This is a genomic window from Sinorhizobium saheli, from assembly GCF_001651875.1.
Classification (GTDB): Bacteria; Pseudomonadota; Alphaproteobacteria; order Rhizobiales; family Rhizobiaceae; genus Sinorhizobium; species Sinorhizobium saheli.
In genome coordinates this window covers 23587-31243 of the sequence record NZ_LNQB01000044.1, presented here as the reverse complement: position 1 = coordinate 31243, position 7657 = coordinate 23587, and the positions used below count along the sequence as shown (strand labels likewise).

Annotated in this window: 6 protein-coding genes and 1 pseudogene; 5 read left to right on the top strand and 2 right to left on the bottom strand. The window is 67.9% G+C overall.

Features of this window, described 5'->3' with window-relative positions:
* Positions 1–253, top strand: a pseudogene (locus ATB98_RS01970) (methyl-accepting chemotaxis protein); the annotation flags it as partial.
* Between the two features lie 195 nt (positions 254–448).
* Here the strand turns inward: ATB98_RS01970 and ATB98_RS01965 are convergent.
* Complete coding sequence (locus ATB98_RS01965) at positions 449–835, bottom strand: winged helix-turn-helix domain-containing protein (protein WP_084435217.1); 387 nt, start codon at positions 833–835, stop codon at positions 449–451.
* A gap of 436 nt (positions 836–1271) precedes the next feature.
* Here ATB98_RS01965 and ATB98_RS01960 point away from each other — a divergent pair, with 436 nt between their 5' ends.
* Genes ATB98_RS01960 through lpdA form a run of 4 tightly spaced genes read left to right on the top strand, consistent with a single transcriptional unit; the run spans position 1272 to position 6205 of the window.
* Positions 1272–2504, top strand: coding sequence for a 3-methyl-2-oxobutanoate dehydrogenase (2-methylpropanoyl-transferring) subunit alpha (locus ATB98_RS01960; RefSeq protein WP_066868384.1), 1233 nt, complete (start codon positions 1272–1274; stop codon positions 2502–2504).
* 1 nt (position 2505) lies between these two features.
* Positions 2506–3519: an alpha-ketoacid dehydrogenase subunit beta gene (locus ATB98_RS01955; RefSeq protein ID WP_066868382.1), complete on the top strand. Its 1014-nt coding sequence runs from the start codon at positions 2506–2508 to the stop codon at positions 3517–3519.
* A 4-nt stretch (positions 3520–3523) separates the two neighbouring features.
* Positions 3524–4804 (top strand): dihydrolipoamide acetyltransferase family protein, encoded by a 1281-nt coding sequence (locus ATB98_RS01950; protein ID WP_066868381.1) that lies wholly within the window; start codon positions 3524–3526, stop codon positions 4802–4804.
* A 6-nt stretch (positions 4805–4810) separates the two neighbouring features.
* Positions 4811–6205 (top strand): dihydrolipoyl dehydrogenase, encoded by a 1395-nt coding sequence (lpdA, locus tag ATB98_RS01945; RefSeq protein WP_066868379.1) that lies wholly within the window; start codon positions 4811–4813, stop codon positions 6203–6205.
* Between the two features lie 245 nt (positions 6206–6450).
* Here the strand turns inward: lpdA and ATB98_RS01940 are convergent, their stop codons facing one another.
* Positions 6451–7632 (bottom strand): acetyl-CoA C-acyltransferase, encoded by a 1182-nt coding sequence (locus ATB98_RS01940; RefSeq protein ID WP_066868377.1) that lies wholly within the window; start codon positions 7630–7632, stop codon positions 6451–6453.
* Positions 7633–7657 lie beyond the last annotated feature (25 nt).

Genomic DNA, 7657 nt, shown 5'->3' with positions numbered 1-7657 from the left:
GATGGACCAGGTGACGCAGCAGAACGCGGCGATGGTCGAGGAATCGACGGCGGCGACGAGCCGGCTCGCCGACGAGGCGGCCAATCTGGCGCGGCTGATCGCCCGCTTCAAGCTCGAGGGCGGCATGGCCCCGTGCGCGGCCGCGCCGGACAGCCGTCCGGTCGCCTCGCCCGCTCGCGCCCTTTCCCGCAAGCTTGCCGGCGCCTTCGGCGGCAAAGCCGCGACGGCGGCGGCCGAATGGGAGGAGTTCTGAGCTAGCGCGGGATAAGGAAAAGTGTGCGCGGTTTTCCGCCCGCACCCCGCGCTAAATTCCTGGAGTCGATCACGTTTATGATTTCAGGTCGATCCGACTGAAAATCATCGTGATCTAGGCCGCACATGAACCACGTCGCCCGGCTGCGCGCCCTCGCAGCCGGGCGATTTGATGCGCGGGAAGCGAAAAGGCGTTTCACTCGGGAGAGCCCTCTCCGGACCACGTCGCATCGCGACGCGCGGCCTCGAGCCAGTCGAGGTCGTCGGCGATTGCGGCGCGGGCCTTGGCCTCCATCGCCCGAAACCGGGCGATCAGCGTCTCGCCGAAAGGGGTGACCGCGGCGCCGCCGCCCTGTCTGCCGCCGCGCTGCGATTCCACCGACGGCTCCTTGAACATCCGATTCAAGGCATCGACCAGCAGCCAGGCGCGCCGGTAGGACATGTCCATCGCCCGGCCGGCCGCGGAAATCGAGCCGGTTTCGCGGATCAGTTCCAGAAGCATGATCTTGCCGCGCCCGAGGCGGTCGTCCTCAGGGAAGTCGATGCGGAGGATCGGGCGGAGTTCTTCGTCGGTGTCACGCATGGCGCGACCATAGAGGCTGCGGCTACCGAGGGGAAGGCGCGACGCTCCTGCAGCGCCGCGCCTCGGCAGAGGCATAGCATCGTCTCAGCGCTTTCCCGGCAGGGAGCGGAACCCCTCGCGCAAGAAAATTACCCGCATTCGCTGCCGCACACAGGCTCGGCGAGCGGCGCGATGGGGGCGCCGGCACGAATCTGTCTTTCTTCGCGCGGACGCCCGGCACGGCTCGAAAATCCTTCATCTGGCGCCGGACTCGTGGCAGTCTGTTGACGTAACCCCTTGGGAGAGCGGGGTTGCAGGCGGCTTGACGGCCCGGGGCGCGCGGGAGTGCGCGTACGGTACTACGGCCGCCGCCATCCACGTCTAAGGCCCCGCGAGACGACTCTCGCGGAACTGCATGGCGTTCGATGCGCAATCCGGAAGGAGGCCGGAACCTGCAATGGATGAATTCAGTCGATTGACTCTGCACGTCCCCGAACCGGCCGTCCGGCCGGGTGATCAGCCCGATTTTTCCAACGTCAGGATTCCAAAGGCCGGTTCCGTGCCGCGGCCGGAGGTGGATGTCGATCCGGAGACGATCCGCGACCTGGCCTTCTCGATCATCCGCGTTCTCAACCGCGAGGGCGAGGCGGTCGGCCCCTGGGCGGGGCTCCTCTCCGACGAGGAATTGCTGGCGGGCCTCCGGCACATGATGCTGCTCAGGGCCTTCGACGCGCGCATGCTGATGGCGCAGCGCCAGGGCAAGACATCCTTCTACATGCAGCACCTCGGCGAAGAGGCCGTGAGCTGCGCCTTCAGGAAGGCGCTGCGCAAGGGCGACATGAACTTCCCCACCTATCGCCAGGCGGGGCTCCTGATCGCCGACGATTACCCGATGGTCGAGATGATGAACCAGATCTTCTCGAATGAGAGCGATCCCTGCCATGGCCGGCAACTGCCGGTCATGTATACCTCCAAGGAGCATGGCTTCTTCACCATCTCGGGCAACCTCGCCACGCAATTCGTCCAGGCCGTGGGCTGGGCCATGGCATCCGCCATCAAGAACGATACGCGCGTCGCGGCCGGCTGGATCGGCGACGGCTCGACGGCCGAGTCTGATTTCCATTCCGCGCTTGTCTTCGCCTCGACTTACAAGGCGCCCGTCATCCTCAACATCGTCAACAATCAGTGGGCGATCTCGACCTTCCAGGGCATCGCCCGCGGCGGCTCCGGCACGTTTGCGGCGCGGGGCCTCGGCTTCGGCATCCCGGCGCTGCGCGTCGACGGCAATGATTATCTTGCCGTCTATGCCGTCGCCCGCTGGGCCGCGGATCGGGCGCGCCGCAATCTCGGCCCGACGCTGATCGAATACGTGACCTACCGCGTCGGCGCCCATTCGACCTCCGACGACCCGAGCGCCTACCGGCCCAAGACGGAATCGGAGGCCTGGCCGCTTGGCGACCCGGTGTTGAGACTGAAGAAGCACCTGATCGTGCGCGGCGTCTGGTCGGAAGAGCGGCACGCCCAGGCGGAGGCGGAGATCATGGACGAGGTGATCCAGGCGCAGAAAAAGGCGGAGGCGCACGGCACGCTGCACGCCGGCGGCCGGCCTTCGGTGCGCGACATCTTCGAGGGCGTCTATGCCGAGATGCCGCCGCATATCCGACGCCAGCGGCAGAAGGCGGGGTACTGACATGGCCAGGATGACGATGATCGAAGCGGTGCGCAGCGCCATGGACGTCTCGATGGGGCGCGACGAGGATGTGGTCGTCTTCGGCGAGGATGTCGGCTATTTCGGCGGCGTCTTCCGCTGCACCCAGGGACTGCAGGCGAAATACGGCAAGACCCGCTGCTTCGATGCGCCGATCAGCGAATCCGGTATCGTCGGCACCGCGATCGGCATGGCCGCCTACGGGCTGAAGCCTTGCGTCGAAATCCAGTTCGCCGACTACATGTACCCGGCCTACGACCAGCTCACCCAGGAGGCGGCGCGTATCCGCTACCGCTCGAACGGCGACTTCACCTGTCCGATCGTCGTGCGCATGCCGACCGGGGGCGGCATCTTCGGCGGCCAGACGCACAGCCAGAGCCCGGAGGCGCTGTTCACCCATGTCTGCGGCCTGAAGGTCATCGTGCCGTCGAACCCCTATGACGCCAAGGGATTGCTGATCTCGGCGATCGAGGACCCGGATCCGGTGATGTTCCTGGAGCCGAAGCGGCTCTACAACGGCCCCTTCGACGGCCACCACGAACGCCCGGTCACCGCCTGGTCGAAGCACGAGCTCGGCGAGGTCCCGGAGGGACACTACACGATACCGATCGGCAAGGCGGAGATACGCCGCAAGGGGTCCGCGCTCACCGTGATCGCCTACGGCACGATGGTGCATGTGGCGCTCGCGGCCGCCGAGGAGACCGGGATCGATGCGGAAGTGATCGACCTGCGCAGCCTGCTGCCGCTCGATCTCGAGACGATCGTCCAATCCGTCACGAAGACGGGGCGCTGCGTGGTCGTGCACGAGGCGACGCTGACCTCCGGCTTCGGCGCCGAGCTCGTCGCCCTCGTCCAGGAGCACTGCTTCTATCATCTCGAAGCCCCGGTCGTGCGGGTGACCGGCTGGGATACGCCCTACCCGCACGCCCAGGAGTGGGATTATTTCCCGGGCCCGGCGCGCGTCGGCCGCGCATTCACCGAAGCGATGGAGGCCTGAGGCGATGGGCGAATTCATCCTCAAGATGCCCGATGTCGGCGAAGGCGTCGCCGAGGCCGAGCTCGTCGAATGGCACGTGAAGCCCGGCGACCCGGTGCGCGAGGACATGGTGCTCGCGGCGGTGATGACCGACAAGGCGACGGTCGAGATTCCTTCGCCGGTCTCCGGCAAGGTTCTTTGGCTCGGAGCCGAAATCGGCGACACGATCGCCGTGAAGGCGCCGCTCGTCAGGATCGAGACAGCCGGCGAAGGCGAGCCCGCGCCCGACAGCGTTCCCGAGGCGCTTGCCGACGCGGTGCGGGAGGAACCCGTGGCGGTCGCCGCCCCCGCGAAGGCGGAAGCGCCGCCGAAGCCGCAAAGGGTCGAGCCGCGGCCGGCGCCGGCCGAGCCGCGCCCGGTGCACGACGCCTCGATGAAGCCGCTCGCCTCCCCGGCGGTGCGGCTGCGCGCCAGGGAAAGCGGCATCGACTTGAGGCAGGTGACCGGCACCGGCCCTGCCGGCCGGATCACCCATGAGGATCTGGAGCTCTTCCTGAGCCGCGGGGCCGAGGCGGTGCCGGCGCAGGTCGGCCTTGCCCGCAAGACCGCGGTCGAGGAGATCAAGGTCACCGGCCTCAGGCGGCGGATCGCCGAGAAGATGTCGCTCTCCACCTCGCGCATTCCCCACATCACCTATGTGGAGGAGGTGGACGTGACGGCGCTCGAAGACCTGCGCGCGACGATGAACCGCGACCGCAAGCCCGAGCAGCCGAAGCTGACGGTGCTGCCCTTCCTGATGCGCGCGCTGGTGAAGACGGCGGCCGAGCAGCCCGGCGTCAACGCCATCTTCGACGACCATGCCGGCATCGTCCATCGCCACGCGGCCGTCCATATCGGCATCGCCACGCAGACGCCCGCCGGCCTGACGGTGCCGGTGGTGCGCCATGCCGAGGCGCGCAGCATCTGGGACTGCGCATCGGAACTCAACCGGCTGGCGGAGGCCGCCCGCACCGGCACGGCGACGCGCGACGAGCTCACCGGCTCGACGATCACCATCTCCTCCCTCGGCGCCCTTGGCGGCATCGCCTCGACGCCGGTGATCAATCATCCGGAGGTCGCGATCGTCGGCGTCAACAAGATCGCGGTCCGCCCGGTCTGGGACGGGACGCAATTCGTGCCGCGCAAGATCATGAACCTCTCGTCGAGCTTCGATCACCGCGTCATCGACGGCTGGGATGCCGCCACCTTCGTGCAGCGGCTGAAGACGCTGCTCGAAACGCCGGCGCTGATTTTCGTTGAAGGGTGAGCGATCATGAAGGAAATCTCCTGCAAGCTCCTAGTGCTCGGCGCCGGCCCCGGCGGCTATGTCTGCGCGATCCGCGCCGGGCAGCTCGGCGTCAACACCGTGATCGTCGAGAAGGCGAAGGCCGGCGGCACCTGCCTCAACGTCGGCTGCATCCCGTCCAAGGCGCTGATCCATGCGGCCGAGGAGTTTCACAAGCTGCGGGTGGCCGCCTCCGGCCGAAGCCCGCTCGGTCTGTCGCTGAACGCGCCGGCGATCGACCTCAGGCGCACGATCGCCTGGAAGGACGGCATCGTCGGCCGGCTCAACGGCGGCGTCACGGGCCTCCTGAAGAAGGCCGGCGTCAAGGCGGTCCTTGGCGAGGCACGCTTCGTCGACGGCAAGACCGTGGACGTGGAGACGGAAACGGGCCTGCAGCGTATCCGCGCCGAGGCGGTCGTGATCGCCACCGGGTCGGCGCCGGTGGCGCTTCCGGACCTCCCCTTCGGCGGCAACGTCATCTCATCGACCGAAGCATTGGCACTCACCGAGGTGCCGGAGACGCTGGCGGTCATCGGCGGCGGCTATATCGGCCTCGAGCTCGGCACCGCCTTCGCCAAGCTGGGGTCGAAGGTCACGGTGCTCGAAGCGCTCGACCGCATCCTGCCGCAATACGACGCCGACCTCTCCAGGCCGGTCATGAAGCGCCTCGGCGAAATCGGCGTCCAGGTCTTCACGCGCACCGCCGCGAAGCGGCTCACGGCCGACCGGCGCGGCCTGCTTGCCGAGGAGAACGGCCGCTCCTTCGAGGTGGCGGCGGAGAAGGTGCTCGTCACCGTCGGCCGCCGGCCGGTGACCGAGGGATGGGGTCTGGAGGAGATCGACCTCGACCGCTCGGGCAAGTTCATCCGCATCGACGACCACTGCCGCACCTCGATGCGCGGCATCTACGCGATCGGCGATGTGACCGGCGAGCCGATGCTGGCGCACCGTGCGATGGCGCAGGGGGAGATGGTCGCCGAGATCGTCGCCGGGCAGAAGCGAAGCTGGGACAAGCGCTGCATCCCGGCCGTCTGCTTCACCGATCCCGAGATCGTCGGCGCCGGCCTCTCGCCGGAGGAGGCCCGTGCGGCCGGCATCGAGGTCAGGGTCGGCCAGTTTCCCTTCCAGGCGAACGGCCGCGCCATGACGACGCTTGCCGAGGACGGCTTCGTCCGCGTCGTCGCCCGCGCCGACAACCACCTCGTCCTCGGCATCCACGCGGTCGGCCACGGCGTCTCCGAGCTTTCCGCCACCTTCGCGCTGGCGATCGAAATGGGCGCGCGCCTGGAGGACATCGCCGGCACGATCCATGCCCATCCGACGCAATCGGAGGCACTCCAGGAGGCGGCCTTCAAGACCCTGGGGCATGCGCTGCATATTTGATTGCGGGGTGCGAGTCGCCCCTCATCCGCCTGCCGGCACCTTCTCCCCGCAAGCGGGGCGAAGGGACTTTGCCGCGACCGAATCATGCCATCGCTGTTTTTGACCGGCCTCAGGCCGGATTCGATTGCAGCGTGGCAAAGAGGAAACGAGGCACGACCTCTTCCCCTCTCCCCGCAAGCGACCGCAAGCGGGGAGAGGGCCAGGGTGAGGGGCAAAGCTGAGGGGCAAACTCCCCAAAAGGGTTCCTACTGCAGCAACTCCAGCCCCACCGCCGTCGCCTCGCCGCCGCCGATGCAGAGCGAGGCGATGCCGCGTTTGACGCCGTTGGCGCGCATGGCGTGGAGAAGCGTGACGACGATGCGGGCGCCGGAGGCGCCGATCGGGTGACCGAGTGCGCAGGCGCCGCCGTGGATGTTGACGATGTCGCCGGAAAGGCCGAGGTCGCGGATGGCTGCCATCGCGACGACGGCGAAGGCCTCGTTGATCTCGTAGAGGCCGACGCTCGATTTCTCCCAGTCGAGCCTGGCGATGAGCTTGTCGATGGCGCCGATCGGCGCGGTCGTGAACCAGGCGGGATCCTGCGCATGCCCGGCATGGCCGGCAACGGCCGCAAGCGGCGTCAGCCCACGCTTCTCAGCCTCGCTCGCGCGCATCAGGATCAGCGCCGCCGCCCCGTCGGAGATCGACGAGGAGTTCGCCGCCGTGACGCTGCCGCCGTCACGGAAGGCGGGCTTGAGCTTCGGTATCTTCGCCGGATCGGCCTTTGTCGGCTGTTCGTCGCGATCGAGATTGGCCGTTCCGCGCTTGCCGCCGTCGACGATCGCAACGGTCTCGTCGGCGGAGGACTTGTCCTCAGCGGCCTTCAGCGCCCGCTCGAGCGAACGCAGCGCAAAGGCGTCCTGGTCGGCGCGGGAGAATTGGTAATGCTGGGCGGCATCCTCGGCATAGGTGCCCATCAGCCGCCCGGAATAGGCGTCTTCGAGCCCGTCGAGGAACATGTGGTCCTTGACCTCGCCATGACCGAGGCGGAAACCGCCGCGGGCCTTGGGGAGGAGATAGGGCGCATTGGTCATCGACTCCATGCCGCCGACGGCGACGAGCGAGGCGCTGCCGGAGAGAAGCGCATCATGGCCGAGCATCAGCGCCTTCATGCCCGAGCCGCACACCTTGGAGACGGTGGTCGAGGGCGTCTCCTGCCCGAGGCCGGCGCCAAGCGCCGCCTGCCGGGCCGGGTTCTGTCCGACACCCGCCGGCAGGACATTGCCCATCAGCACCTCGTCGACCGCATCGAGACCGGCGCGATCGAGCGCAGCTTTCAGTGCGACGGCGCCGAGTTCCGGCGCGGTCATATCCTTCAGTCCGCCCTGGAAGGCGCCCATCGGCGTGCGCGCCGCCGAAACGATGACGACTGGGTCACGATTGCTCATCTGGTCCTCCCGCAAGGAAGCGCGT

Excerpts from the sequence above, each read along its gene's own strand:
- ATB98_RS01950 (WP_066868381.1), top strand. The coding sequence starts at position 3,524 with ATGGGCGAATTCATCCTCAAGATGCCCGATGTCGGCGAAGGCGTCGCC.
- ATB98_RS01965 (WP_084435217.1), bottom strand. The coding sequence starts at position 835 with ATGCGTGACACCGACGAAGAACTCCGCCCGATCCTCCGCATCGACTTC.
- ATB98_RS01940 (WP_066868377.1), bottom strand. The coding sequence starts at position 7,632 with ATGAGCAATCGTGACCCAGTCGTCATCGTTTCGGCGGCGCGCACGCCG.
- ATB98_RS01960 (WP_066868384.1), top strand. The coding sequence starts at position 1,272 with ATGGATGAATTCAGTCGATTGACTCTGCACGTCCCCGAACCGGCCGTC.
- lpdA (WP_066868379.1), top strand. The coding sequence starts at position 4,811 with ATGAAGGAAATCTCCTGCAAGCTCCTAGTGCTCGGCGCCGGCCCCGGC.
- ATB98_RS01955 (WP_066868382.1), top strand. The coding sequence starts at position 2,506 with ATGGCCAGGATGACGATGATCGAAGCGGTGCGCAGCGCCATGGACGTC.